Raw genomic sequence first — 26,069 nt, 5'->3', positions numbered from 1 at the left:
CGGCCCTGATCAGCCCCGCCCCCGGGGACCGCTACGATGCTGGCGCCCCGCCGCGCGGGCACGTCCGGGTCACGTCACGAGGAGAGCCCCCATGGACCGCACCCTGTCCGACGTGCTGGAGGCCCACCCGGTCGTGGCCAGCGTCAAGGACGAGGAGGACCTCCGGGCGGTACTGCGCTCGGAGTGCTCCGTGGTCTTCCTCCTGTACGGCTCCCTGATGAACGTGCACGAACTGGTGGCCACCCTGACCACGGCGGGGAAGACCGTACTGGTCAACGTCGACCTGCTGGAGGGCTTCGGCAGCCGCGAGGTGGTGGTGACCTACGTCCGGGAGCGGACCGGGGCGGCCGGGATCCTCAGCTCCAAGGCACACCTGGTGCGGGCCGCCCGGGAGGCCGGGCTGTTCGCGGTGCACCGCTTCTTCCTGATCGACTCCCTGTCGTACCGCAACCTCGCCAGGCAGGTGCGGCTGTCCCGGGCGGACTGCGTGGAGATCCTCCCCGGCTGTATGCCCCGGGTCATCGGGTGGGTGACCGAGGACATCGACATCCCGCTGATCGCCGGGGGGCTGGTGTGTGACCGGCAGGACGTGTTCGCCGCTCTCAAGGCCGGGGCCACCGCGGTGGCCTCCTCGAACCACGACGTCTGGGCCATGTGAGCCACGCCGGAGACCGGCATTGACACCCCGAGGACGGCGACTCTACGTTTGCCCCGGTGGCTTCCGACGAGGAGCCGGCACACCGGAAACGGAAAGGCCGACCCACCACACAAACGCATAGTGGCCCCGGGAGAACCCGGGGCGGTTACTAGAGACCAGAGAACAGTAACTCCTTCACACCGTGAGGGACTTGCTGTTCTTTTTTTGTGCCCACGTTCCGCTCGCGGGTCGGCCCCGGTAACGGGAGAACAGGAGGTCAACGTGGTACGCACGGCCCCACGCGGGTTCGACGACCGCCCCGCCGCCGACCACCGAGCACGCGTAGCCGAAAGCGCCCCCACATCCACCGAAACGACGGGCAGGGCTCATGGACATCAGCGAGTTCTCCACCGACTTCTTCTCCCTGGCCGGCCGGAACGCCATCGTCACCGGAGGCAACACCGGGCTGGGCCGGGCCTTCTCACTGGCCCTGGCGAAAGCCGGCGCCGACCTGCTGGTGGCCAGTGCCGTCGAGGACGACGGCACCACCCGGCGACTGGTCGAGGCGGAGGGACGCCGGATGGAGTTCCTGCGCTGTGACCTCACCGAGGAGGGGACGCCCCGTCAGGTGGTGAACGCCTGCGCCGAGTCGCTGGGTCCGGTGGACATCCTGGTGAACTCCGCCGGGGTCTGCCACATCGCGCCGGCGGAGGACTTCGACCGCACCCGGTGGGACCCGATGCTGGAGGTGAACCTCACCGCCCCCTTCGAGCTGAGCCGGGAGGCGGTGCGGCACATGGTGCCGAGGCGCTCCGGCAAGATCATCAACGTGGCCTCGCTGTTCTCCTTCCGGGGCGGCCAGGGGTCCCCTGCGTACGCCGCGACCAAACACGCCCTCGCCGGGTTCACCAAGGCCTACTGCGACGAACTCGCCCAGCACAACATCCAGGTGAACGCCCTCGCCCCCGGTTACTTCGCCACCCGGATCACCGAGACGACCCGCTCCGACCCCGAGGCCAGCCGTCGGGTGCTGGAGCACGTGCCCGCCGGCCGCTGGGGCGAACCCGCCGACCTGATGGGGGCCACCGTGTTCCTCGCCAGCCGCGCCTCGGACTACGTCAACGGTCATGTCCTCCCGGTCGACGGGGGCTACCTGGTCCGCTGACCCCGCCGCCCCTCCCCCGTAGAGACCCGCAGAGACCCACCGACGCCCACCGACGCCACCGACGCCACCGACGAAGGAAGAAGCCATGGTCCCGTCCCGCTCCCCCCTGAACCGCGAGGAGATCGTCGACCGGCTCCGGCGGTCCCTCGGCGAGGACCGCGTGGTCACCGACCCCGACCAGCTCCGCGAGGCCAGCGTCGACCGGTTCCGCAAGTACACCGCCGTACACGGCATCTACGACGGCCCCTTCCCGGCCGCCATCGTCAACGCCACCAGCACCGAGGAGGTCTCCCGCACCCTGGCCCTCACCCACGAGCACCGGATCAACGTCGTCCCCCGCACCGGACGTACCGCCACCGAGGGCGGACTGGAGACGGTGGTGGAGGACTCGGTGGTGCTGGACGGCTCCGGGCTGGACCGGATCATCGCGATCGACACCGAGGACATGAGCGCCACGGTCGGCTGCGGGGTACCGCTCCAGGTCCTGGAGGACACCCTCCGGGAACGGGGTTACACCACCGGGCACTCGCCCCAGTCCAAGCCGCTGGCCCAACTGGGCGGACTGGTCGCCACCCGCTCCATCGGCCAACTGTCCACCCTGTACGGGGGCATCGAGGACCTGGTCGTCGGCCTGGAAGCGGTGTTCCCCGACGGCACCGTCACCCGCATCAGGAACGTTCCCCGCCGGGCCGCCGGCCCCGACCTGCGGCACCTGGTCATCGGCAACGAGGGGGCGCTGTGCTTCCTCACCGAGGTGACCGTGCGGATCTTCCGGTACGCCCCGGAGAACACCGAGTTCCACGGCTTCCTGGTGGACGACATGGCCACCGGCATCGCCATGATCCGCGAGGTGGTCACCGGCGGCTTCCGCCCGGCCGTCGTACGGGTCTACTCCCCCGAGGACGCCCACCAGCACTTCGCCCACTTCCACCAAGGCCGCTGCGTGGTCGTCTACGCCGTCGAGGGGCCAGCGGGCATCGTCCGGGCCACCAGCGAGGAGATCCGTCGGGTGGCCGCCGAGTACCCCCACGACCCGGTCGACCCCGCCCTGATCGCGACCTGGTTCGCCGACCTCAACTGGGGGCCGGACCGGATCGAGGCGGAGAAGCGGAGCATGGTGGAGAGGGCCGAACTCGGTTACACCACCGAGGTGTCGGTGAACTGGTCCCGCACCGTCGAGCTGTACGACCGGGTGATGGCCCGAGTCCGCGCCGAGTTTCCCGCCGCCGAGGACCTCACCCTGCTCGGGGCCCACTCCTCGCACAGCTACCAGACCGGCACCAACCTGTACTTCGTCTACGACTACCGCATCCGCTGCGAGCCCCGGGAGGAGATCGAGAAGTACCACAAGCCCCTGAACGCGATCATCGTCGAGGAGGCCCTCCGGGTGGGCGGCTCCATGGTCCACCACCACGGCATCGGCAAGTACCGCACCCCGTGGACCCGGCGGGAACACGGCTCCTCCTACCACCTGCTCGCCACCCTCAAGGCGGCGTTCGACCCCCACGACATCATGAACCGGGGCACCCTCCTCCCCCTCGAACCCTGACCCGGCCCCCGACCGACCCCTCCACTCCACCGCGCCCCGGAAGTGAGAATGAGCCGCTACCTCATCGGCATCGACAACGGTTCACAGAGCACCAAGGTGACCGTCTTCGACGAGTACGGCCGCCCCGTCTGCGAGGGGCGCCAGGCCCTGCGCCCATACCACACCCCCCGCCCGGGCGTGGTCGAGCACCCCGACGACGACCTGTGGGACTCGGTGGGGGCGGCCTCCCGGACCGCCATGGCCTCCTTCCCCGGCGACCCGGGTGCCATCGCCGGCGTGGGACTGTGCGCCATCCGCTTCTGCCGCGCCCTGCTGAGGGAGGACGGCACCCTGGCGCGGCCCGTCATGAGCTGGATGGACGAGCGGGTGGCTCGCCCCCACGAGCACACGGTGCCCGAGGCGCGCTGGATCACCACCTCGTCCGGCTACCTCGGGCACCGGCTCACCGGCAGGACCCGGGACACCGCCGCCAACCACGCGGGCATGTGGCCCCTGGACCCCGACCGTTGGCAGTGGAGCGAGGAGCCGGAACCGTGGCGGCGGACGGGGATGCCCCGACGGATGCTCTTCGACCTCGTACAGCCCGGGGAGGTCCTCGGCACCGTCACCCCCGAGGCCGCCCGGCACACCGGCCTGCCGGAGGGGCTCCCCGTCGTGGCCACCGCCAACGACAAGGCCGTCGAGGCACTCGGCTGCGGACTCCGCGACCCCGGCACCCTGCTGGTGTCCCTGGGCACCTACGCCACCGGGATGACCACCGGCCCCCGCGACCTCCCCGAGGCCACCGACTTCTGGACCAACTACGCCTCCGTACCGGGCACCTACCTCTACGAGTCCTTCGGGGTACGCCGAGGGATGTGGACCGTCAGCTGGATGCGGGACCTGCTCGGCGAGGAGGCGGTCGCCGGTGCCCGCGCGGCGGGCCTGACCGTCGAGGAGCACCTCAACGCCGAGGCCGCAGCCGTACCGGCCGGCTGCGACGGCCTGCTGACCGTGCTGGACTGGTTGGCCCCCACCGAGGCGCCCTACCGCAAGGGCACCGTCCTGGGCTTCGACGGCCGGCAGGGCCGCTACCACATGTACCGGTCGATCCTGGAGGGCCTCGCCCTGACCCTCCACGGCACCGCAACCCGGATGGCCCGGGAACTGGACACCGACTGGGACCGGGTACTGCTCTCCGGGGGCGGCTCCGGCTCGGACCTGATGATGCGGATCTTCGCCGACGTCTTCGGCGTGACCACCCGGAGGGCCGAGGTCCACAACGCGGCCGGACTGGGCGCCGCCCTGTGCGCCGCCGTGGGCACCGGGGTGTGGCGCGACTTCGACGAGGCGCGGGACGCCATGGTGCGCCTCGGGGCCGCGTTCGACCCCGACCCCGACCACCACCGCCTCTACACCCGGCTCGGCGCACTGTACGAACGGGTCACCCGGCACACCGACCCCCTGTACCGCGAACTGCGCGAGATCACCGGCTGAGGTCCCGGCCGGGTGCCCCTCCCCGGCGGGGCACCCCAGGACGGGGTCGGACCGACGGCCGCCCCAGGTACGGCGGGTGCACCCGGTCGGCCCTCGGGGCGCCCACCCGGCCGGCTGGCCCGTGTCCTCCCGGGCTTCGGGGCGGCACGACGTCTCCCGGCTCCCCTCGGTACGGCGAACTCACGCGACCGGAGTCGGGCGAAGTATGCGGTTCTGCGGTTGAATGTTCCACGTGTGGGCGGATTGCCCATATATCGAACGTTCGACGGGAAGAGGATCACATGCAGAACGGAATGGCTCCGATGACCAAGGAGATGAAGGAGTGCATGGAGGCGTGCATGGCGTGCCACACCATGTGCGAGGAGACCATGACCTACTGCCTCCAGATGAGCGGTGGCGGCGACCAGCAGATGCAGGTCATGAGGGCGCTGATGGACTGTACGGGCATGACCCGCATGTGCGCGGACATGATGATGCGCCGCTCCCCGATGATGACCGAGATGTGCGCCATGTGCGCCCGCGCCTGCGAGATGTGCGCCGAGGCCTGCATGGCGATGCCGGACGACGAGCAGATGCGGCGCTGCGCCGAGGCCTGCCGCAAGGCCGCCTCGATGTGCCGCAGCATGGCGGGCGCCCACGCCTGAGCGGGCGCGCGACCCGAAGCACGATCGACACAGGAGGCGGGCGACCCACGGGGACGCCCGCCTCCGCCGTACCCCGGCGATGGACCGCGCCGGGGCGTCAACCCCACTCCCCCTCGCGCCACGGCCGTTGGAGGGGGCGAGCCCCGGGCCTCCTCCCGGCCCCGCCGGGCGCCCGTACCCGAAGATCCCCCGGTTTCCCGGACCACCCCTTGTCACCGCGTCCACGGAATGTCAACGATGTCGGTGTGAACACGCTGGTCAACCAGCGACCACACATCAACTCCGGTACGTTCTGGGCCCCTTCCTTCCGATGAAGTGGCCCGACCCCCTCCCAGGAAACCGAGGCAGAGCCGATGACCACCGAGGCCCTCCGCGTGGCCCGCCAGAAGCTGGTGCTGGACCACTTCCACGACGAGGTGCGCCAGGACTGGGACCAGGTCCTGTCGACCTTCCCGCACCCGCACTACGAGCTGATACCGACCATGACGGTCCACGACGGGAACAGCGAGGTCCGCGCGTACTACCACGACACCCGCGTGGCCTTCCCCGACCAGGACCACGAGATCATCGCCCTGCGGCACAGCGACGACGCCGTGATCGTCGAGTTCTGGCTGCTGGGCACCCACCGGGGTCCGCTCGGGCAGATCCCGCCCACCGGCAGCCGCTTCCGGGTCCGTATGACGGCGTACTTCCTCTTCGAGGCCGGGGACGACGCCGAGGAGAAGCTGGTCTGTGAACGGGTCTACTTCGACAGCCTCACCCTGCTCAAACAGCTGGTCGGCGGGGTCGACAAGAAGAACCCGCGCAACTGGCCGCTGCTTCTCCGCTGCCTGCGGGGCCTGCTGAGGATGTCCGGGGAGCCCCCGCACCCCAGCCTGGTCAACACCCCGACCGCCGACCTGACGTGAGCACCGACCTGTCGTGAACCCCGCCGCCCCGAGCCGAGGCGCGACGGGCACGGTCCGGTTCGGTACCGGGCGGGGACGAAGACCCTAGGCTCCCCCCATGAGCCCTTCCATCGCCACCAACACGTCCGTCTCCCGCGAGGAGTTGCTCGACTTCCTCCGCCCCCGACACCGGGCGGTGTTGCTGACCCGGCGCGGGGACGGTACGCCCCAGGGGTCGCCGGTCACCTGTGGGGTGGACGAGGCCGGGCGGATCGTGGTGTCCACCTATCCCCAGCGGGCCAAGACCCGTAACGCCAGGCGGAGTTCGGCGGTCAGCGTCATCGTGCTCTCCGACGAGTGGGACGGCCCCTGGGTGCAGGTGGACGGGGAGGCCGAGGTGCTGGACTCGCCGGAGTCCACCGAACCCCTGGTGGACTACTACCGCGCCGTCGCGGGAGAGCACCCGGACTGGGACGAGTATCGCGAGGCGATGAGGCGTCAGAACAAGTCGATCCTCCGCGTCACCCCCACCCGTTGGGGCCCGGTCGCCACCGGGGGGTTCCCTCCCCCGGCGACCGACGGTTCCGACGACTGACCCGCCCTCCCCACGGTTCCCCCGGGCCGTCCGCCGGCCCGGGATGACGGGTCTTCGGGTTCTCCTCGGTACTTTCACCTACCCGGTCCACCACCCAGAGTGACGGCGTGAAACAGTAACCTGGCGGCCCCCTGATGCGGCGTCGGCGGGCACAACGCCCCCGCCGCGGCAGCGGGTTGGCGCCACGTCGCGGGACGCGGTACGGCGCGAGGGGCCGGAAGAACCGACAACGGAGCCGCCCGACCCCTCAGGTCGCGGTACGCGGGACCACGTCCCGGACGGGTCCGCGATCGTACGACCTGGTCGACGGCTCCATGGAACCTACAGAGGGGAAATGCTGATGCGCGGTGGCAACGTCGCAGTGGTGGGCGGAAGCGTGGCGGGATGCGCGGCCGCCCTTGCGGCGGCCCGGGGCGGAGCGGAGCGGATCACCGTCCTGGAGCGCGCCAGCGGTGAACTGAGAGAACGCGGGGTGGGTCTGGGAATCCACCAGGACCGCTTCGCCGAGCTGGAATCCGCGGGCTACGTCGACGACTCCATGCCCTGGTGCCCGATGAACCAGCGGATATGGACGGTACGGGACGGGGACGACAACCTGGGTCGGGCGATCGCCGTCCACCCCATGCCCTTCCGGGCCTACTCCTGGGGCTCGCTGTGGAGCGAGCTACGCAAGCGGGTACCCGACTCCGTGGACTACCGCTCCGGTGTCTCGGTCTCCGAGGTGAAGCAGGCGGACGACCCCCAGGACGGGGTGACCCTCCAGCTCACCGACGGCAGCGAGGAGCACTTCGACCTGGTGATCGGCGCCGACGGCTACCGCTCCGTGGTGCGCGACACGATGTTCCCCGACCTGCGCCCCACCTACGCCGGCTACGTCCTCATCCGGGGCGTCTCCCCCGACCTGCCCCAGCTGGCGCCGGGTGGCGAGGGCCCCCTGGCCGGGCCCAACCTGCCGACCGTGGTGTTCCCCGGCGGGCACTGCATCATGTACCGCATCCCCCACCCCGAGGGCGGGTACCGCGTCAACTGGGCGGTCTACACCCTGCTGCCGGAGCACCTGGAGAAGCAGCTCGACCCCTCCGAGCCCACCTCGGTGCCCCCCGGTTCCCTCACCAGCGAACTGGCCCAGTTCGGGCGGGACCTGGCGAGCGAGCACTTCCCGCCGTACTGGACGGAGTGTGTGCAGCGCACCCCCCAGGAGCAGACCTTCGTCCAGCCGATCTACGACATGGAGGTGCCCAGCTACACCTCCGGCCGGCTGCTGCTGGCCGGTGACGCGGCCACCGTGGCGCGCCCGCACACCGGGGGCGGCGCGGTCAAGGCGCTCCAGGACGGTCTCGCCCTGGAGGAGGCCTGGAAGGCGGCGGACAGCTGGGAGGAGTTGCTGAACACCTACAACTCCGGGCGGGTGGCCATCGGTTCGGCGATGGTGGAGGTGGGCCGCCGACTCGGCGCGGCCCAGGTGACCGACACCCCGGACTGGGCGTCGATGGACGCCGACGACCTGGCGGCCTGGTGGAAGGCGGCCAACGAGAAGGTCGGCTTCGGCGGTCTGTCGGTGAAGCGCGACTGACCGGACCCGGTCAGCCTCCGGGCTGGTGCCGAACCGTCGGGTTCGGCACCAGCCCGTCGCTGTTCGACGGTTCGGGGGTCCGGGCCGGGCGGAGCCGGTTGCGGCTCACTGCCCCAGGGTGGCGAGGCCCTGCACGGTCACGTTGGCCAGCTGCTTGCCGTCCTGACGTACCTGGCGCAGGTACCACTTCTGGACCGGGGTGTGGGTCTTCTTGTTCATCTCCCAGGGACCGCGCGGGCTGTCGATCTTGCCCAGGCCGCCGATCTCCTTGTTGATGGTCTCCGAGGTGACCTCGCCCTTGTCGCTGGCGGCCTTGATGGCGCGGTCCAGCACGGTGGCCCCGTCGTAGGAGTACATGGCGAAGCTACCCGGGGAGGAGTTGAACTTGGCCGTCCAGTCGGCGGCGAACTTGCGGTTCAGCGGGTTGTCCAGGTCGGGCACGTAGTTCATCACCGTGTTGATGCCCTTGCTGTCCTTGCCCTGGGCACCGAGTACGTCGGTCTCGGTGAGGAAGCCGGGCGCGTACAGCGGGAGGTCGGCGGCGCTGGAGCGGCGGTAGGACTTCACGAAGTCGATCGCCGCCTTGCCTCCGAAGAAGCAGTACACCGCCTGGGCGTTGGTCTTGGCGATCTCGTTGAGGTACGGGGTGAAGTTGGTGGTCTGCGGGAACGGCACCCACTTGGCCTTGCCACCGGGGTTGGCGAGTTGTCCGCCGATCTCCTTGAACTTGTCGGTGAAGCCGCCGACCTCGATCTTGCCGCCGATGTAGTCCGGGCCGATCGCGTACACCGGGCCGTTGACCTTGTCCTTGACGTACGGGGCCAGCGAGGCGCCCGGCTGGTCGGACAGCAGGCTGGTGTGCCAGATGTAGTCGATGTTTTTCAGCTCGATACGGCCCCCGACTCCCACCAACGGAATCTTGTTCTTGTTGGCCACCGGGACGACACCGGCCAGCGCCTCACCACTGGCCAGGCCCATCAGGACGTCGACGCCCTTCTCCTTGATGAGCTTCTGGGCGGCCGGGCCGGCGGGCTTGCCGTCCGCCCCCTCGTCCGCCACCGACAGCTCGACCTTCCGGCCCCCCAGCCGCTTGCCGTGGGTGTCGAGGTACAGCCGTATGCCGTCCCTCATCTCCTTGCCGATCTGCGCGTAGGGACCGGTGAGAGCGATCACCAGGCCGATCTTCACCGTCTCGTCCTCACCGCCCGAGTCACCGCTACACGCGGCCACTCCGGTCAGCGCAACAACGGTGGCCAGGGCGGTCGCACCGTGACGTACACGGCGACCTGCACGGCATCGCGCCCTGAGGGGGTTCACCATCACCAACAAGCTCCAACTGCGCGGATAGGTCAAACAAGAAAGGGGGTACGGCGGGCCACTACTGGGGGGCCCGCTCCGTGGGGGACAGCGACTCGCCCACCTGGTTGATCAGCTCGGCCATCATGTAGCTGACCTCACCGATGTCGGCGTCCCTGGTGGTCGCCACCACCAGGGACGCGCCGCTGGAGACCGCCATCGAGAACAGGTAGCCGCCGTCCATGGCGGTGAGGCTGTGCTCCACCGGGTCGGTCCGCAGCAACTGGGCGGCACCGGAGAACAAGCTGACGATGCCCGAGGAGATCGCCGCCAGCCGGTCGGCCTCGTCCTTGCCCAGCCCTGTGAAGGCCAGGGCCAGCCCGTCCACCGAAACGGCCACCACATGGGTGACCTCCGGTACACGGCGGGCGAAGTCGTCGAGCAGCCAGCCCAGTTCGGTCGAGGTGGTGGAGGCAGGCGAGGTCATGACGTTTCTCCGTTAGCTGTCGTCGTTCGAGGCCGAGGACGTCTTGGGGTTGCGGGAGCTGTCGGCCGATCCGGCGCGGTTGCGGTGGCTCCGGTTGATGCCCTGGGCGTAGGCCGCCAGCACGTCGGACACCTGGCGCGAGTCCCGGTGGGCCGGCGCCTTCTTCGGGCGCGCCGGAGGACGTGACGTGGAAGCCGGGCTGGGGCCGTGGGCTCCACTCTCTCCGCCACCCTCTGTCCCCGGCCGACGTCTCACCGGGAGGCCGGCCTTGCTCACTCCGGCGACCCGGCTGGTGCCCTCGTTACCCGCCAACTGCTCACGGTGTTCCGGGGCGGGTGCCGGGCTGGGCACCGAGGAGGACGGTGGGGAGGCGATGTCGCCGGAGGGCCGGTGCTCCCGCTGCCGCACCGGAGCCGGAGCGGGGGGCGGCACGGGCGCGGGCGGCGCCGGACGCGGAACCCGGTCCTGCGGGGTCTCCCTGACCGGGGGGGCCACCGGCGCCCGGGGGGCGGGAACGGGGCCCGGTTCGGTACGCGGAGGCCGGGCCGGGGACGCGGTGGCGGCCGAAGCGCCGGCGAAGCTCTCCGGTACGTCACCTTCCGACACGTCGATGACGGCGGTGGGCGGGAGGCTGACCTCGGCGATGGTGCCGGGTCCCTCGGAGGCCCGGAGTTCCACCGTCATGTCGTGCCGGGCCGCCAGCCGGGCCACCACCTGCAGACCCATGGAGCGCACGGCTCCCACGTCGGCCTGGGGGGTGGCGAGTTCGGCGTTGAGTTCGGCGCGCTTGTCGGGCGGTATGCCCACGCCCTCGTCCACGATCTGCACCACGGCGCGGTCCCACAGGCGCCAGGCCGCGACACCGATCTCCTTGCCGGGGGGTGAGTACCGGGTGGCGTTGTCCATGAGTTCGGCCAGCAGGTGGGCCAGGTCGTCCACCACCCGGGCGGCTATGCCCAGGCTGGGTTCCACGTGGCCGAGGCTGACCCGCTCGTACTGCTCGATCTGCTGGGCGCCGGCGTAGATCACCGAGGTGCAGGGCGCCCCGGTGGTACGCACCCGTCCCTGGCCGTAACCACCCAGCACCAGCAGGCTCTTGGCGTTGCGGTCCATGCGGATGGCCAGGTGGTCCAGGGCGAACAGGACCTGCATCCGCTCCGGGTCCAGCTCCTCACGCTGAACGGAGTTCAGCTCCGAGGTCATCACCCTGGTCAGCTGGGCGCCACGGCGGGCGACACCGACCAGGGTCTCGGCGAACCGCTCGTGGGAGACGGCCTGTTCGGCGGCGAGTCGTACGGCGGCGTGGTGGACGGAGTTGAACGCCTCACCCACCTCGGCGATCTCGTCGTCCCGGCCCTCGGTCTCGACCGGGTTACCGGCCCCCTTGGCGATCTCCTCGGGGGACGAACCACTCATCGCACCGGGCTCGGACAGGGTGGAGACCACGTCCGGCAACCGCTCGTGGGCCACCTCGTGCGCGGTGTTCCGCAGCCGCCTCAGCTGGCGGATCATGGAACGGCCCAGCCGGTTGGCGACCACCACGGTGCCGATCAGGGTGACCAGCACCAGGGTCAGCTCGATGACGGCCCACCAGATGAGGGTGGTACGACGGTCGTCCACCGTGTTCAGCACGTCGTCGTCGACCCGCTTCTGCACCGAGTGCAGCAGGCTCAGACGGTCGGAGGTGGCCTTGCGCCACTCCCCGTGGCTGACCGGGAGCTTGGAGTCGTTCGAGCTGCGCTCGACGTCGTCCTCCAGCCCCTGGGCCTGCAACTCCTTGGTGCCGGACAGGCTCTCGTCCATCCAGGTGCGCCACTTGGTGAAGCCTCGGGTGTCGATGGCTTCGACGGCGTTGGTGTAGCCGAGGCTGGTGGCGTCGAAGGCGCGTCGGGCCGCCGGGGCCAGACCGCCGTCGGCGATACCCCGGATGACGATCACCTGCTGCTGGCCGAGGTGTTCGCTGGCCTCCACCAGGGAGGCGGCACCGTGGATCTGGTCGGCGACCTCGGTCTCCACACCCTCCGCCTGGGCGATGCCCTCGCGGTAGGCGATCAGGTCGGCGATGAGAATCCGGTACCCGAAGGCCATCGACGACAGTGGGGTGCGGCCGGAGAGTACCTGCGCCCGGAGCGAGGCCAGGTTGTCCAGACCCCGGTCGATGCTCTGCAGGGAACTCTCGGTGGCGCTGGGCACCGAGTCGAGGCGATCACGCTGTTCGCGGTACTTGGCGATGCTGCGGTCGGTGGCCTTCGAGTACCTCTGAAGGCCGGCCTCACTCTCCTTGGAGGTGAGGAACGAGGCAGCGGCGGTGCGTTCGCGTTGCAGCTGGTAGGTCAGATCGCTGGAGGTAGCGGCGACTTCGACCATGGTTTTCAGTCGATTCGCTTGAATCGCCTGGCTGGTCGAGGGCGTGAGCGCGCGGGCCGCGAAGGCGAGGGCCACCAGGAGCGGAATGGCGACGAGGAGGCCCAGACGGCGGGAGATCCTCAACTGTTGGTCCCCCAGGGTGGGCGTATCCAGGACGTAAGTGACACGGAACTACCTGACGTACAAAAGGTGTGGTCATAGGTGGCCATGGTCGATGGCCATTGTGCAGGGCGGACTTGATCAGAGCACCCTGAGCTATCCCTGATGCTAGAGCGGTTACCTCGTGTCTTGCGATGCGGGTGCACGGTCTCCTGACCATCTCCCTCACTTCTTGACCGATTCTGACGGTTCATTTGGCACATACGAGGCGGCCCGGCGATGTAAGCATGACCCGTTCCTGAACGGAAGAGATCTTCGCCAACTTACCGCCACGGAGGACGACCTCACGGATCCGGGCCCCCGGACGTTAGCGGGGTAGGAGGCCGCACAGCCGGTGTGGCCCGGGACGAGAGGCCAGCCCGTGTGTCCGAGTGAACCGACCTCCGGTATCAGACCCCGTGCCGTCAACCTTTGGGCAAGTTTCAGCCATCCGTGGAGCAGAACGCCAACTGCCCTGCTCAGCAAGGGAGTTGAGCACCGTTCGCCCGATTCCGGCACGAGGGGAAAGGCCCCACCGAGGGGTCCGGTGGGGCCGGTCGCGAGGCGGCGGCGCGGGCCGACGCCACGCTCAGAAGCGCCCCTCGACCAACCGGTAGAGCTGCGCCACGTTCCGTCGGGTCTGGTCGTGGTCGCCCGCGAAGCCGGCCCGGGGGTTGACCTTCACCGTGCTGCCGTCGGCCCGGCGCAACCGCAGATAGGTGTTGCCGGTGTAGGCGCCCTTCGCCCGCAGTTCCCGAGGCAGTTCGGAGAGCGCCACCTCCTCCAGAGGGTCCGCCCACAGCAGCCCCTTGTCCCGTATCGACCAGTAGGCGCTGCGCACCATCAGCACCCGCCGGTCGGTGACCGCCAGCACGGCGCGGGAGAGCCCCGCGCCCAGGTAGCAGGAGACGGCCAACCTGACCTTCTCGTCCCTCAGATGGGGACGCACGGCGCTTCCGAGTTCGGAGTCACTCATTCTGAAACCTCTCCGGGAGGGGGCACGGCGAACGGGAACCACGAGCGGGGTGAGAGTAGCCCCGCCCAACCCCGCCTCACAGGGCCCGCGTCGTGCCTCGGACACCACGAACGGTCCCGGTGTTCGGCTGTGGCGTCCCGCCCGGCGCGGGGGCCGGAGCCCGGGGGCCGTCGGGCCGGGTGGCTCACCCTCCTGACGCGGGTCCGCCGGTGGTCCGGCGCCCGGTCCGCGCCGACCTCACGGCACCGCTCGGACAGCTCCGGCGGGCCGGGCGGCCCGGTAAGGGGACCGGGCCCGCTAGGGCTCCTCCGGGTGCAGCAACTCCTCGGTCACCTCGGACGGTTGGCGGGCTCCGGCCAGCGCCATGGTGATGTCCAGTTCGGCGGCCAGATGCTCCAGCACCTCGCGCACGCCCTGTTCGCCGGCCAGGGTCAGACCGTAGACATAGGGTCGCCCCACCCCGACCGCGGTGGCGCCCAGCGCCAGCGCCTTGAACACGTCGGCGCCGCCTCGGACCCCGCTGTCGAACACCACGGGTACGGCACCGGACACCCGCCCCACCACGCCGGGCAGCGCCCTGAGGGAACCCAGCGCGCCGTCCACCTGACGGCCACCGTGGTTGGACACCCAGATGCCGTCGACACCCTGGTCAAGAGCACGGGCGGCGTCGTCCAGGTGCTGAACTCCCTTGACCACGATGGGCAGTTGGGTCCGCTCCCGCAGCCAGGCCAGGTCCTCCCAGGTGAGGGTGGAGCGCGAGAAGACCTCCAGGAACGTCTCCACCGCCGCACGGGGGTAGGGAGAGCGGAGGTTGGCCAGGGTGCCCCCGGGGTGACGCCGCGCGATGGACAGCAGGGAGCGGACGGCCGCCAGGGTGGGGCGGGGCTGCTCCTGTCGCGAGGAACCCTTGCCGGCCACCTTCCTGTTCACCAGCTGCCGGAAGGCCGGGTCAGAGGTGTACTGGGCGATGCCCATGCCCTGGGCGAACGGCAGGAAGGCCCGGTCCAGGTCGCGGGTCCGCCAGCCCAGCACATGGGTGTCCAGGGTGACGACCAAGGCGGAGGCCCCGGCTCGCTCGGCTCGGGACACCATGCTGGCCACCACCTCGTCGTCCCGGCTCCAGTACAACTGGTAGAACCACGGCGCCCCGTCCAGGGTGGCGGCGATCCGCTCCATGGGGTGGGAGGCCTGGGTGGAGACCGTCATGGGCACCCCCAGAGCCCGGGCGGCTCGGGCCACCGCGAGGTCGCCCTCCGGGTGGACCATCTCCAGGACCCCGACCGGGGCGATCAGCAGAGGGTTGGGCAGGGTCTGCCCCCACAGTTCGGTGCGCAGGTCACGTCGCTCCACGTCCCGGAGCATCCGAGGGACGATCTGCCAGCGGTCGAACGCGGCCCGGTTGGCCTCGGCGGTGCTCTCCGAACCGGCCGAACCGTGCACGTACTCCCAGGCGTCCCGACTGGCGGTCCGACTCGCCGCCGTCTCCAGCGCGGAGGGGAGGACGGGTACCGAGCGTCGGTGACCGTAGACCCCGTCCCGGTAGACCGCGGACTGGATCAGCCTGCCGACCGAGGTGGTGGCGGGGCCGGTGGCCTTCGACTCGGTGTTCATGCCGGTAGTGTGCCCAAGCCCCCGGCCGCTGGCTACCCGCCGGTATCCCCGGTTGGGTACGCCCGCCCCCGGCCCTTCTCCCCGGAAACCCACGCGGGCTCCTCCCCCACGGGGACCCCGGGCATCCGACAACCAGCCTTCGCGGTCCCGTCGGCTCCCGACACCGCCTCAGGGCAGCACCGCCGAGTCACCCCCGAAAGCCCGGACGGCACCCAGGCCCTGGGGCCACGCCCCGACGCGGATACGGCTCGCGGAGGGAGACCCTGGACGTGCTCGGTGACGAGGTGGGTGACGGGCCGAACGACGGGGCGCGGAGGGCTGTCCGTCGAGTCCGGCAGCCGCGCACCAGGACCAGCCGCAGCGGGGCGCGGGGCGCCCGCCACACGTTCGCGACCGTCGGTGGGGTCAGCCCGCTTTGGGGAGCGAGGGCACCTCGAAGGCCTCCCCGGTGGCCGGCACCCCGACCCCGCGCCAGGAGAAGGGGATCCCCTTGGCGAGTTCGGGGTCGAAGTGGTCCATCAGCTGGAAGTGCAGGTGGGGCTCGGTGGAGTTCCCGGAGTTGCCGCACAGGGCCAGAGTCTGACCGGCGACGACCCGATCCCCCTTCCGCACCTGGGCCGACCTCTTGTGCAGATGGGCGTAGAGCGCGTAGACGCCGGTGTCGAGCCGGACGATCACATGGTTGCCGATCACCCAACCCGCGCCCCCCAGGCTGCGGATGACCCCCTCGAACACCAGATAGATCAGGGCCGGCCAGGAGGTACGGCTGAGGTGGTCCCGACGCCAGTCGCTCACCCTCACCACCTCACCGTCTCCCACGGCCAGCAGGGGTTGGCCGAACGCGGGGAACTCCCGGTTGGGGCGCGTCAGGGGCCACCAGCCGAAGGTGGTTCCCGAGGCCCCCTCGGGGGCGCTGACGATGTCGATGGCGTAGGTCTGGGCGTACTGGTGGGTGCCGTGGCTGGGCGTCTTGTCAGCGGGACTGTTGAGCGCCTTCCAGCGCTCCCGCACCGGAGGGTCGACCTCCACCGCCTCGTGTCGCTCCCCCTTCCGGGGGCGCACGATGCTGCCGAAGATCAGCAGCACGGCCAGGACCAGCAGGGCCATGCCCAGCTTCCAGGGAGTGGGGTGTACGAAGGCGTCCACCACCTCCTGCCCGAGGAACAGCCAGACACAGCAGTATCCGGCGACGATCAGTGCCTTGCGCATCGGCTCTCCCCGAGTCGGTCGTGCCGGCCGGACGGTCGACAGCGGCACCGGCCAGGGTATGACGCGACGGGAAGGCCCCCGCCGGTGAACGTTGTTGGTCCCGCCGACGAGCGGTCGTGGCCGAGGCCGGTCCCGTCCCAGTGGTTCCGAGCCCTTTCGGCACGGTCGGGATGCGGTCCGCGCCCCGACCTGCGAGGGGCCGCACCTGACACGCGGACCACGGGCGGGGGCCGGATGGTGGGACGGCTCAACCCGCCGCGACCGGTCCGCCCGGATCGGCGCACCAACGTTCCCGGGGTGTCCGCCGCCGGCGACGTGGTCGACCACACCCACCGGCAGGCGATCACCGGGCGGCCTGGCCCTCCCGCCGGTCGAGACGGCGCCCGGTGGCAGAGGGGCCAACCCGGCCTCCGCCCCCTCCCCGGCGCCCGTCGCCGACGCGCGGGAGTCAGCCGGTGGCCACGTCCAGATGCGGGTGCGGTGGACCATGCACGGTCCCGGCGACGTCGACGGCAAGCCGGGGCGGGACCGGTCGCAGAGGACCAGCCGTGTCGGCAAGCTGCCCGCCAGGGCCAGCCACAGCAGGTCGCTCGTGCACCCGCGAGGAGGTCGCGGCCCAGCCGGTTCCGCTCGTCCGGCGACCGGGGGTCGCCGTCCCACCGCTCAGCGGCGGGACGCGGCGGGCACCCATGGCACCGCGGTCACGGGGCGAGCGGTAGTACCCGGTGCCGCCTCCACGGCGTCGGTACGTCGCCCAGCGGTTCGGCCACCCCCGCGCACCGTCAATCGGACGCGGTGACGCACCCGGTCCACCGCACGGTGGGGACAGCCTCCCCCGCCTGCACGGTTCGACGGGTTCGCCCACCCGCCCGCCCCCACCGGCCCGACGGAGGAGCCCCGTGGGTGCCCGGGGCCCTGGACGAGGAGGTGGACCGGTCAGTCGCCGGTGCTGTCCAGGACCTGGAAGGTGAGGCCCGCCTGTTGCAGCCGCTCGATGAGCGGGTTGCCCATGGCCTGCGCGGAGGTGACCTGTCCGGCCGTCTCGGGCAGTTCGTCGAAGGCCAGACAGAGGGCCGACTCGGCGAGGATCTTGGCGGTCTCGTCGTATCCGGGGTCGCCGCCGGCCACCTCGGTGATGACCCGGCGTCCGTCGCCGTGGCCGATGAACCGTACGGAGAACCAACTCCGTTCCCGACGGCTCTCGTCCGGCCCCTCTCCGGGGGCGAGCCGGCGCGACACCAGGCGCCGGGTGGTGGGGTGTTGGGCCAGCGCGAACACCGCGCCGACTCCGGCGATGCCCCCCAGCGCGACGGGCAGGTGTCGTACGGCGGCGAAGTGCTGGTAGGTGAAGTCGGGACCGTAACGTTCGAGCGCGGCGGCGGACCGTCCGATGACCTGCGGGTCGATGGTGGGCAGCGGCACCGCCCAGGTGCCCAACTCCCGGCAGCGGCGGACCCCGTCCTTCGGCAGGTGCACCGCGCGGTCGGCCGGACGCGGCTCCACGCGCCGCCGCTCCTTGGCGGTGCGCAGGGTGCGCGAGGCCCGGGAGAAGCCGATCAGGGCGCTGGAGAGGGTGCCGCCGGAGATCATGGCGTTGGACCGGACATGGCCGGAGATCCGCAGCGGCACCCCTTCGGGCAGGTGCTGGACGGTGTAGAGGACACCCAGATCGTGGGGTACGGAGTCGAAGCCGCAGGCGTGCACCAGTCGGGCCCCGGTCTCTTGGGCGTGGGCGTGGTGCCGCAGGTACATCAGGTCGACGAACTCGGGTTCACCGGTGAGGTCCAGATAGTCGGTGCCCTCCTCGACGCAGGCGGCGACCAGGGCGGAGCCGTAGCGGATGTACGGGCCCACCGTGGTGGCCAGGACCCGGGTCCGCCGAGCCAGGTCACGGAGGGTGGCCGGTTCGCCGACGTCCGCGCGCACCAGCGGAATCTCGCCACGGTCACCGGCTGTCGGGGCGAGCCGTTCGCGGAGCTTCTCCAGCTTGGCGAGGTCGCGCCCGGCGAAGGCGAAACGGCAGTCTCTGGGCGCGTGCTGGACGAGGTAACGAGCGGTCAGTTCGCCGACGAACCCGGTCGCGCCGAACAGGACGATGTCGTACGGGCGCGGGTCGCCCCTGCCATCCACCACGGTGCCTCCCACCTTCCGAGACGACCGGAACCGGTCGCGGTGACCTTTGTCAGCCTAGGCTCTGCCACGTGATGCGGCCTACCGAGGTCCGTCCCCGAACGACGGGTCGACCGGGGACGTGGAAGGGGGCGACTTCCGGAACCGCCCTTTCGGTTTTTTCAGGGTGGTGATATATCAGGATTCCGGCGTGATGGAACTGCGCCCATTTTCCTTCGATGCTTGGCAACGCTTGCTCTCTGTTGCTCTGATGTCCGAGTCGAAGCCGGGGCAGAGCAACCACGGCTCGGGCCGGTGCGACGGTGCTCCACCCGAGCGGAACCCAGGCAGGCGACCCCGGGGCTCGTCCGCGCAACAGAGGAATTGAGACAGATGCCGATACTGGAGATCGCGCTGGCGGCGGTGGCCGCGGCCGGGGCCACCGGAGCCGCGATGGCGGTACCACTGACGAAGGCGCGAAAAGCGGCGTCGGCACGCGAAGAAGCGAGATCCGAGGAAGTACGCGGCCTGCGTCAGCAGTTGTCAGCCGCCCAGGAGGAGAACGCGCGGCTGGCCTCCGGGGTGGAGAACGTACGTGCCGAGGTCGACAAGGCCCAGGCGGCGGAGGCCTCCGCCCGTGCCGCGTTCCTGGTGATGGCCGACCAGATCCAGGTGATGGCGCGGGCCCAGCAGGCCGGACTCGACGAGTTGGAGTACGCCACCGAGGACCCCTCGCTGATGGCCGGGCTGATGCGCGCGGACCACTCCGCGGCCCAACTCGCCCGCGTGGCGCAGACCATGGCGATCCTCTGCGGCGAACTGCCCGGCCGGCAGTGGCCGTCGGCGACCTCGTTGCTGGACGTGGTGCGCGGCGCCCAGTCCCGCATCGTGGAGTACCAGCGGATCCAGGTGCAGGACTCCGGGGAGTTCGCGGTACAGGCCCCGGTGGTGGAGGCACTGATCCACGCGGTGGCCGAACTGCTGGACAACGCCACCCGCTACTCCCCGCCGACCGTCGCCGTGGTGGTCAGCCTGCGCCCGGTGCACAGCGGTGTGGTGATCGAGATCGAGGACGGCGGCGTCGGCATGTCGGCCGCCCAACTCGCCGAGACCCAGGCCATGTTGGACGCCGGCGGCGCGGACGTCACCGCCATGGGCTCCGGCCCCCAGCTGGGACTGGCGGCCGTCGGACGGCTGGGCCGGCGCTACAACTTCTCCGTCTCCCTGGCCACCTCGGCCTACGGCGGTGTCCGCGCCGTGGTCCTGGTGCCCACCCCCCTGCTGGCCGAGATCGCGGTGCGTCCCGCCACGCCCCAGGCGATGGCCAGCCCGCAGGCTCCCAGAGCAGCGGCCCAACCCCCGACCATCGAGCCGACCGTGCCTCCGGCCGCGCCGGCCCCACAACCGGAACGGCAGCCAGTGGAGGAACACTCCTGGGCCGACGCCCCCTCGAATCAGCCCTCGCCCGACTACGGCTCCCCGCCCACCAACCCGTCGGGGCTGCCGCAGCGGGAGACCCGACGCGCCCCGCAGGACGCCGTTCCCCAGGACGCCCCGCCACGGCGGGAGTCCGAGGTGGACGGCGGCACCATGCGGCTGGGCGTGCCCCGGGGGCTGCCCCAGCGCCGTAGCCGTCGCGGAGGCGGGGAGGGGGCGCCCTCGGCGGGCCCCTCGGGCCCGTCCCTGTTCGACCCGGTGGCGGCGGAGAACGGCCGCCGGGCGGAGCGCACGCCGGGGGACGCCGCCGCCTTCATGAGCAGTCTCCAGGCCGGTACCCGACAGGGACGCGACGAGGCGTCCCGGGCCCACCACGACCACAGCGAGGACCGTGACCGATGAGCACACCACAATGCGACTGGCTGCTGGCCGACATCCTGCGGGTGCCGGATGTCCGGCACGCCCTGGTGCTTTCCCGGGACGGGCTGTGCATCGGTTCCTCCCCCGACCTGTCGCAGGACGACGCGGACCGGCTGGCCGCGGCCTGTTCCGGCCTCCAGTCACTGGGCTTCGAGGTCGCCCACCAGCTCACCGGAGGGGGTAACGCGCCCCGGCAGCTGATGGTGGAGTTCCACGGCGGTTTCCTGTTCCTGGTGACCGCCGGAGTGGGCGCCGCCCTGGCGGTGGCCACCAGCGACCAGGTGGACGCCGGCCTGGTCGCCCGGGAGATGCAGCACCTGATCGTGCGGATCGGTGACCATCTGACCTCTCCGGTACGGGCGGACCGGGCTGGCACGCCGAGGCCATGAGCGACCCCGCCGGAGTGGGGCCGGTGCGCCCCTATGTGATCACTGGTGGCCGGGTGGAGCCCTCGCGCAACACCCTGGCCGTGGAGACCCTGGTGCTGGCCACCGAGGTGAGCCCTCCGCCGGGGCTGAGCCCGGAGTGTCAGAAGATCCTCCATATCTGCCGTCGGTTGCTGTCGGTGGCGGAGGTCGCCGCCCGGATGGGCCAGCCCCTGACGATCGTGCGGGTGTTGCTGGCGGACCTGATCGACAGCGGTCTGTTGCGTGCCCGTCCACCCGTCCCCCGCCACGCACGTACCGACCCCGACCTTCTGAAGGAAGTTCTCGATGGACTCCACCGACTATGACGACGGTTATCTGCCCTCCTCGGTGCGTCAGGCCGTCAAGATCGTGATCGCCGGGCCGCTCGGGGTCGGCAAGACGACGCTGATCACCTCGCTCAGCGAGATCGAGCCGGTTCGCACCGAGGAGCTGATGACCGAGGCCGGCACCGGTGTGGACCACGTCGACGCCACCAAGACCACCACCACGGTGGCCATGGACTTCGGACGGCTCACCCTCAACTCCCAGCGGGTGATGTACCTGTTCGGCACCCCCGGGCAGCAACGGTTCTTCCCGATGTGGCGGCACCTGGTGCACGGGGCGCTGGGCGCGCTGGCGCTGGTGGACACCCGCCGGCTGGAGGAGAGCTTCGACGTGCTGGGGTACCTGGAGGACCTGGACGTACCGTTCGCGGTGGCCATCAACTCCTTCCCCGGCGCACCGGCGTACGACGTGGAGCTGCTGCGTTCGGCGCTGGACCTGCTGCCGCAGACCCCGGTGGTGGTCTGTGACGCCCGGGACCGTACCTCCAGCGCGCACGCCCTGATCGCCCTGGTCAACTACCTCTACACCGCAGCTCAGGAGGTGCCCGCGTGAGTTCCCCGGAGACGACCGGCCCCCCGCCCGAGTGCCCCGCCCACAACGGGGGGTCCGGGCTGACCCCGCTGTACGGCGACATCCTGGCCGGAGACACCCCGTCGCTGTACCGGCGACTGCGTGAGGAACACGGCTCGGTGGCGCCGGTGGAACTGGAACCGGGGATACCGGCCTGGCTGGTGCTGGGGTACCGCGAGGTGCTGGAAGTCACCCGCAACGAGACGGTGTTCTCCCACGACCCCCGGCACTGGCGGGCGGTGCAGGACGGGCGGCTGCGCCCGGACTCCCCCCTGGCCCCGATGATGGCGTACCGACCGACGCTGCTGTTCACCGACGGCCCGGTGCACGCCCGGTTCTCCCGCGCGGTCACCGACTCCCTGGCCATGATCAACCTGCACGACCTGCGCCGGCTGGTGACCGACATCGCCGACCAGCTGATCGACCGGGTGGCCCCGCAGGGTCACGCCGACCTGATGATCGACTTCGCGGCCCGGCTCCCCCTGTGGGTGGTCACCCGTCTGTTGGGGCTGTCGGACGAGCAGGCGCCCGAACTGATCACCGCCGTACGGGCGTTGGCGGACAGTGGTGAGGGCGCGAAGGAGGCCAACCAGAAGCTCCAGCAGATGTTCACCGAGCTGTTGCAGCAGCGGGCCCAGCGTCCCGGTGACGACCTGCCCTCCTGGCTGCTGGCCCACCCCTCGGGCCTCAGCCCGGAGGAGGTGCTGCACCACATCATGGTGATCATCGTGGCCGGCACCGGCCCGGCGGCCAACTGGACCGCCAACGCCGCCCGGTTGCTGATGCTCGACAGCGGTTTCCGCTCCCACCTCAGCGGTGGACGCCTCACCGTGGACGCCGCGTTGGACGAGGTGCTGTGGCGGGACACCCCGGTGCAGAACTTCCCCGGCCGTTACGCGCTCCAGGACCTGTACCTGGGGGGCCGCTTCATCCAGGCCGGGGACGCGCTCATCCTGGGGCTGGCCGCCGCCAACCAGGACCCGGCGGTCCTTCCGGCCAGCGGCCGGCCGATCACCGGCAACCGTTCGCACGTGTCCTTCGGGGCCGGTCCACACACCTGCCCGGCCCGCAACCCGGCACGGGTCATCGCCCACACCGCGGTCAGCACACTCATCAACCGCCTGCCCGACATGCAGATCGCGGTCGACCCCGAGTCATTGACGTACCGCACCTCACCGTGGTCCCGTGCCCTCTACTCACTTCCCGTGAACTTCACCCCTTCGCAGCCGTCAAGCTTTGGAGCCCGCACATGACCACGGCCCCCGAGTCCCCGGAGTACCACCTCGACGTGACCGGCTCCGACCTGCATGGTGAGGTCGCGATGCTGCGGGAGAGGGGGGACGCGGTCCAGGTGATGCTGCCCGGCGGGGTCTCCACCTGGGTCGTCACCCGGCACCAGCTGCTCCAGGACCTGCTGGCCGACAACCGGGTGGGCAAGGACGCCCGCCACTGGCGCGAGTTGCACGACGGCACCGTCCCCGAGGGCTGGCCGCTGCTGGACTTCGTCACCAACGTCGGCATGACCACCGCCGACGGGCAGGACCACCGGCGTCTGCGCACCCTGGTCAGCCAGGCGTTCACCCCCCGTCGGGTGGACGCGATGCGCCCGGGCATCGAGGAGACCACCCATCGGCTGCTGGACCGGCTGGCGACCTTCCCGGCCGGCGAAGTGGTGGACGTACGCGAGCACTTCGCCTACCCGCTGCCGATGGGGGTGATCGGCCAGCTCCTGGGCATCCCCGAGGAGCGCTACGACGACTTCCACGGCCTCTCGAAGAGCCTCACCTCCTCCACCACCCCGGCCGAGGAGGGGGTGCAGACCCGCAAGCGGATGCACGCCCTGCTGACCGAGCTGATCGCGGAGAAGCGCGCCCACCCCGCCGACGACCTGACCAGCGGACTGATCGCGGCCACCGACCAGGGCGACCGGCTGAACGAGCAGGAGCTGATCGGCACCCTGATCCTGATGCTGGTGGCCGGGCACAGCACCACCCTCAACCTGATCACCAACACCATCCGCGCCCTGCTGGCCCACCCGGACCAGTTGAAGCTGCTGACCTCCGGTCAGTACCCGTGGACGGCGGCGGTGGAGGAGACCCTGCGCTGGGACGCCTCGGTGGCCCACTTCCCGATGCGGTTCGCGATCGAGGACATCCCGCTGGAGGACGTGACCATCCGCAAGGGAGACGCGCTGCTGGCCTCGTACATCGCGGCCGGACGCGACCCCCGCCAACACGGAGAGCGGGCCGACGAGTTCGACCTGACGCGCGAGCAGACCCGTCACCTCACCTTCGGGTACGGGCCGCACTTCTGCATCGGTTCCGGGCTGGCCCGACTGGAGGCGGCGGTGGCCGTGCCGGCGCTGTTCGCCCGCTTCCCGGACCTGCGACTGGCGGTGGGGGACCAGGAGTTGACCCACCTGCCCTCGGTGGTCAGCAACAGCGTGACCGCCCTCCCGGTGACCCTGTCCCGAGGCTGAGCGTCCCAGGACGCCCAGCCCGGCGGTCGGCCCCGGTGCTCCCGGTCGGAGCGTCGGGGCCGGAGGCGGTCAGACGCCCGGGGGGCGGATGGTGAGGTGGGAGAAGTCCCGCCCCTGGTACACCTGCGCTCCCGAGTGGACCACCCCGACGCTGTTGTGCACCTGGGAGTTGTCCTGGGCGGGCAGTTGGGGGCGCACCTCCTCCAGCAGGGCGCGCAGTTCGTCGGCGGCGGCCGGGTCCTCGCGCAGCACCCGACGGAGCCGACTGCGCCAGGTGGCCTGGAGGTCGTCGGCCGCCTCCTCGTCACCCTCGTCCCGGGCGTTCACCAACTCGCCCTGCGACAGGTCGAGTTCCTCCTCCGCGCTGCCCGCGTCCTCCTGCCGGCCCCGGCTCAGGAAGGCGGCGACCCGCCCCTTCACCCGCTCCCAGGAGTCGGTCACCATCAACGCGACCAGGGCGCTCGCACCCTCCGCCGCCAGCGTCGCCAGTTCCTCCACTGCCACCCCTTCCGATGTCCCGGGGACACGGTAGTCAGTCTCAGCCGGGTGGGACAGGGCGCCCGGTGGGTGACGATGAGGGTCCGTCAGCGTGCGGTCGGCACCGGGTACGTGAAGTGTGTTGGCATAGGGGTGTCCAACCGTCGCAGTGCGGCGAGCGAACCAAGTGAAGAGAGGTACCACCGTGGCCACCACACGTAGCGCCCACACCGTCTGGGAGGGCAACCTGCTGGAGGGGTCGGGGGCCGTCACCTTCGACTCCTCGGGCATCGGCGAGCAGCCGGTGACCTGGCCGTCCCGCGCGGAGGAGCCCAACGGGCGGACCAGCCCCGAGGAACTCATCGCCGCCGCGCACTCCAGCTGCTTCTCCATGGCCCTCTCCCACGGCCTGGCCGGCGCGGGCACTCCGCCCACCCGGGTGAACACCAAGGCCGACGTCACCTTCGAGCCGGGGACCGGAATCACCGGCATCCACCTGACCGTGGAGGCGGAGGTGCCCGGGCTGGACGCCGAGGCCTTCGCCAAGGCGGCTGAGGGCGCCAAGGCGAACTGCCCGGTGAGCCAGGCGCTTTCCGGCACCACGATCACCCTGACCGCCAACCTGGTCTGATCGGGGTCCGCGAGGGGTGGTGTCCTCCCGAGGGAGGGCACCACCCCTTTCGCGTCCCAGGACGCCAACCCTTTCGACCTTTTTGGTCAGTAGTGAGGCTTTTTCCGTCGCATGGCCGGCAGTTCGACACCCCCACAGGGCCCCGAAACGGGACCCCGAGCCTGTGACCCTTCTCTCCGCTTGATCCGTCTCACACCAACTGTCCGATGCGGCCACATACATGCTGGCCTGCACAAAGAGCGGTAGAGCACACCCCATGGGCCTCATCGACCACAGTGGCACCCACTGCCCGGTTTTGGCCTGCCGGCACCGCTGTGCTTACGGTCGCCACCGTCCGCGGATCGCGGGCATCGAGGGCCGCTATGCCGAATCCTGTCGACGGCCCCTCGATCACCTCAAGCAACAACCACGGCAGGAGCGGGGGACCCACGGTAGGTGCCCGACGGAGCCGTCCGTCGCAGCTCAGTGCTGCCCGGAAGGCCCCCGAGGGCTAGGGGTGAAGCCCGTACCGGTTCGCCGGACGGGCCGGGCGACTCACAGCCCGAACCCGACAGCTCACCTCGTAGGCATCGGTGAGGAGACAG

The 26,069-nt window shown here is 70.8% G+C and carries 23 protein-coding genes and 1 riboswitch; of the genes, 15 read left to right on the top strand and 8 right to left on the bottom strand.

Annotated elements, in window-relative coordinates:
- Positions 1-91 precede the first annotated feature (91 nt).
- The 8 genes from ABZT14_RS03895 to ABZT14_RS03860 all read left to right on the top strand — a co-directional run bounded on the left by ABZT14_RS03895 (position 92) and on the right by ABZT14_RS03860 (position 8,526).
- Positions 92-658 (top strand): glycerol-3-phosphate responsive antiterminator, encoded by a 567-nt coding sequence (locus ABZT14_RS03895; protein ID WP_356296466.1) that lies wholly within the window; start codon positions 92-94, stop codon positions 656-658.
- 367 nt (positions 659-1,025) lie between these two features.
- Complete coding sequence (locus tag ABZT14_RS03890) at positions 1,026-1,802, top strand: SDR family oxidoreductase (RefSeq protein ID WP_356296463.1); 777 nt, start codon at positions 1,026-1,028, stop codon at positions 1,800-1,802.
- 85 nt (positions 1,803-1,887) lie between these two features.
- The gene (locus ABZT14_RS03885) at positions 1,888-3,351 is read left to right on the top strand and encodes an FAD-binding oxidoreductase (protein WP_356296460.1); all 1,464 of its coding nucleotides are present in this window, start codon (positions 1,888-1,890) and stop codon (positions 3,349-3,351) included.
- A 48-nt stretch (positions 3,352-3,399) separates the two neighbouring features.
- Positions 3,400-4,827: an FGGY-family carbohydrate kinase gene (locus ABZT14_RS03880; protein WP_356296457.1), complete on the top strand. Its 1,428-nt coding sequence runs from the start codon at positions 3,400-3,402 to the stop codon at positions 4,825-4,827.
- Positions 4,828-5,108: 281 nt separating this feature from the next.
- Positions 5,109-5,471: a four-helix bundle copper-binding protein gene (locus ABZT14_RS03875; RefSeq protein ID WP_356296454.1), complete on the top strand. Its 363-nt coding sequence runs from the start codon at positions 5,109-5,111 to the stop codon at positions 5,469-5,471.
- A 353-nt stretch (positions 5,472-5,824) separates the two neighbouring features.
- Entirely contained in the window at positions 5,825-6,379 is a 555-nt protein-coding gene (locus ABZT14_RS03870; RefSeq protein WP_356296451.1) for an ester cyclase, read from the top strand.
- Between the two features lie 97 nt (positions 6,380-6,476).
- Positions 6,477-6,953, top strand: coding sequence for a PPOX class F420-dependent oxidoreductase (locus ABZT14_RS03865; RefSeq protein ID WP_356296448.1), 477 nt, complete (start codon positions 6,477-6,479; stop codon positions 6,951-6,953).
- Positions 6,954-7,287: 334 nt separating this feature from the next.
- Positions 7,288-8,526, top strand: a complete 1,239-nt coding sequence (locus ABZT14_RS03860) for an FAD-dependent monooxygenase (RefSeq protein ID WP_356296445.1) — start codon at positions 7,288-7,290, stop codon at positions 8,524-8,526.
- Between the two features lie 105 nt (positions 8,527-8,631).
- Here the strand turns inward: ABZT14_RS03860 and ABZT14_RS03855 are convergent, their stop codons facing one another.
- From ABZT14_RS03855 to ABZT14_RS03825, 7 genes are all read right to left on the bottom strand, one after another.
- Complete coding sequence (locus ABZT14_RS03855) at positions 8,632-9,846, bottom strand: ABC transporter substrate-binding protein (protein WP_356296443.1); 1,215 nt, start codon at positions 9,844-9,846, stop codon at positions 8,632-8,634.
- Between the two features lie 58 nt (positions 9,847-9,904).
- Positions 9,905-10,309 carry a roadblock/LC7 domain-containing protein gene (locus ABZT14_RS03850; protein WP_356296440.1) on the bottom strand — a complete coding sequence of 135 codons (405 nt, stop codon included), beginning with the start codon at positions 10,307-10,309 and terminating at the stop codon, positions 9,905-9,907.
- 12 nt (positions 10,310-10,321) lie between these two features.
- Positions 10,322-12,676 carry a nitrate- and nitrite sensing domain-containing protein gene (locus tag ABZT14_RS03845; RefSeq protein ID WP_356296437.1) on the bottom strand — a complete coding sequence of 785 codons (2,355 nt, stop codon included), beginning with the start codon at positions 12,674-12,676 and terminating at the stop codon, positions 10,322-10,324.
- Positions 12,677-13,403: 727 nt separating this feature from the next.
- Positions 13,404-13,790 (bottom strand): hypothetical protein, encoded by a 387-nt coding sequence (locus tag ABZT14_RS03840; RefSeq protein WP_356296435.1) that lies wholly within the window; start codon positions 13,788-13,790, stop codon positions 13,404-13,406.
- 297 nt (positions 13,791-14,087) lie between these two features.
- Positions 14,088-15,401, bottom strand: a complete 1,314-nt coding sequence (locus tag ABZT14_RS03835; RefSeq protein ID WP_356296432.1) for an alpha-hydroxy-acid oxidizing protein — start codon at positions 15,399-15,401, stop codon at positions 14,088-14,090.
- Positions 15,402-15,806: 405 nt separating this feature from the next.
- The gene (locus ABZT14_RS03830) at positions 15,807-16,610 is read right to left on the bottom strand and encodes a M23 family metallopeptidase (protein ID WP_356296429.1); all 804 of its coding nucleotides are present in this window, start codon (positions 16,608-16,610) and stop codon (positions 15,807-15,809) included.
- Positions 16,611-17,546: 936 nt separating this feature from the next.
- The gene (locus ABZT14_RS03825; RefSeq protein WP_356296426.1) at positions 17,547-18,743 is read right to left on the bottom strand and encodes a saccharopine dehydrogenase NADP-binding domain-containing protein; all 1,197 of its coding nucleotides are present in this window, start codon (positions 18,741-18,743) and stop codon (positions 17,547-17,549) included.
- Positions 18,744-19,112: 369 nt separating this feature from the next.
- Between ABZT14_RS03825 and ABZT14_RS03820 the strand changes: the two genes are divergently transcribed.
- The 6 genes from ABZT14_RS03820 to ABZT14_RS03795 are packed head-to-tail and all read left to right on the top strand — an operon-like array spanning position 19,113 to position 24,377.
- Complete coding sequence (locus ABZT14_RS03820; RefSeq protein WP_356296424.1) at positions 19,113-20,558, top strand: ATP-binding protein; 1,446 nt, start codon at positions 19,113-19,115, stop codon at positions 20,556-20,558.
- The gene (locus ABZT14_RS03815) at positions 20,555-20,965 is read left to right on the top strand and encodes a roadblock/LC7 domain-containing protein (protein WP_356296420.1); all 411 of its coding nucleotides are present in this window, start codon (positions 20,555-20,557) and stop codon (positions 20,963-20,965) included. Before ABZT14_RS03820 ends, ABZT14_RS03815 begins: the two co-directional genes overlap by 4 nt.
- Positions 20,962-21,309, top strand: a complete 348-nt coding sequence (locus ABZT14_RS03810; RefSeq protein ID WP_356296417.1) for a DUF742 domain-containing protein — start codon at positions 20,962-20,964, stop codon at positions 21,307-21,309. The genes ABZT14_RS03815 and ABZT14_RS03810 overlap by 4 nt, the downstream gene beginning before the upstream one ends.
- Positions 21,290-21,880 (top strand): ATP/GTP-binding protein, encoded by a 591-nt coding sequence (locus ABZT14_RS03805; protein WP_356296414.1) that lies wholly within the window; start codon positions 21,290-21,292, stop codon positions 21,878-21,880. Before ABZT14_RS03810 ends, ABZT14_RS03805 begins: the two co-directional genes overlap by 20 nt.
- On the top strand, positions 21,877-23,151 hold the full coding sequence (locus ABZT14_RS03800; protein ID WP_356296411.1) for a cytochrome P450: 1,275 nt from the start codon (positions 21,877-21,879) through the stop codon (positions 23,149-23,151). The genes ABZT14_RS03805 and ABZT14_RS03800 overlap by 4 nt, the downstream gene beginning before the upstream one ends.
- Positions 23,148-24,377, top strand: coding sequence for a cytochrome P450 (locus ABZT14_RS03795; protein ID WP_356296408.1), 1,230 nt, complete (start codon positions 23,148-23,150; stop codon positions 24,375-24,377). Before ABZT14_RS03800 ends, ABZT14_RS03795 begins: the two co-directional genes overlap by 4 nt.
- Before the next feature lie 69 nt (positions 24,378-24,446).
- On the opposite strand, the gene ABZT14_RS03790 is transcribed toward ABZT14_RS03795, so the two are convergent.
- Positions 24,447-24,875, bottom strand: coding sequence for a hypothetical protein (locus ABZT14_RS03790; RefSeq protein WP_356296405.1), 429 nt, complete (start codon positions 24,873-24,875; stop codon positions 24,447-24,449).
- Positions 24,876-25,059: 184 nt separating this feature from the next.
- Between ABZT14_RS03790 and ABZT14_RS03785 the strand changes: the two genes are divergently transcribed.
- Complete coding sequence (locus tag ABZT14_RS03785; RefSeq protein WP_356296402.1) at positions 25,060-25,485, top strand: OsmC family protein; 426 nt, start codon at positions 25,060-25,062, stop codon at positions 25,483-25,485.
- 388 nt (positions 25,486-25,873) lie between these two features.
- Positions 25,874-26,069, top strand: a riboswitch (cyclic di-AMP (ydaO/yuaA leader).

Source organism: Streptomyces sp. NPDC005438 (genome assembly GCF_040606315.1).
In the GTDB taxonomy this organism is placed as follows: domain Bacteria; phylum Actinomycetota; class Actinomycetes; order Streptomycetales; family Streptomycetaceae; genus Streptomyces.
Note: the sequence above shows the minus strand (reverse complement) of the source record. Positions and strands in the feature narration are given on the sequence as shown.